The following is a 644-nucleotide window of genomic DNA, read 5'->3' as shown; positions in this document are numbered from 1 at the left end:
TCGTGTAGTTCAATGACGGTTAAATACCTTGTTGGACGGTGGGGTTATTCCCGCGTCCGTTAAATTGGTATCATTGATGCTATAGGAATTTGTATTTTTTAGGAAGCGTTGGTGGGATAACTTTTTTCACTGGTCTTTTTATGAAGTGTGTCTTACTAAGCATATTATTCTCTGTTTGCTGACCTTATTTTATACTTTTACACCTAAATATCTGCGATTGACCGTGATATAGGCGAGTTTAGCCCTTTAAGCCTGTCACTTAAATTTTTAATCTTGTGACTCAATCCAATAAAACAATTAACCTGTTTGATTGACCTCGAACATCTTCCACCCAACTTAGCTTGGCAAGATTAATGTTGCCAAACGTAATATGCCAATTTTACATGTGGGGCAAGGCCAGCAAATAGGCATAGCTTGCTCTACTTTTTCGAGGGCGGATGTCGTTCGTTTTTTAGTTTGTTGCTGGATCATGTCTAACTTCTTAGCTCGGCAACGATTGGCTAAAAAACCAAAATGACGTACACGCATAAACCCTTTAGGTAATACATGGGTTAAATAACGCCGAATAAACTCGACACCACTGAGTGTCATCGTTTTTTGTTGGGTTGGCTGACGATAATCTTTGTAACTGAAGGTCACATCAT

The 644-nt window shown here is 39.0% G+C and carries 1 protein-coding gene; it reads right to left on the bottom strand.

What is annotated here, in order from left to right:
* Positions 1-336: 336 nt before the first annotated feature.
* The coding region (locus tag L0668_RS20550) for a transposase (protein WP_235314602.1) at positions 337-644 on the bottom strand (308 nt) is incomplete at its 5' end.

Origin of the sequence: Paraglaciecola algarum (assembly GCF_021532655.1) — a bacterium.
In the GTDB taxonomy this organism is placed as follows: Bacteria; Pseudomonadota; Gammaproteobacteria; order Enterobacterales; family Alteromonadaceae; genus Paraglaciecola; species Paraglaciecola algarum.
This window is presented reverse-complemented; position numbering and strand designations above follow the sequence as displayed.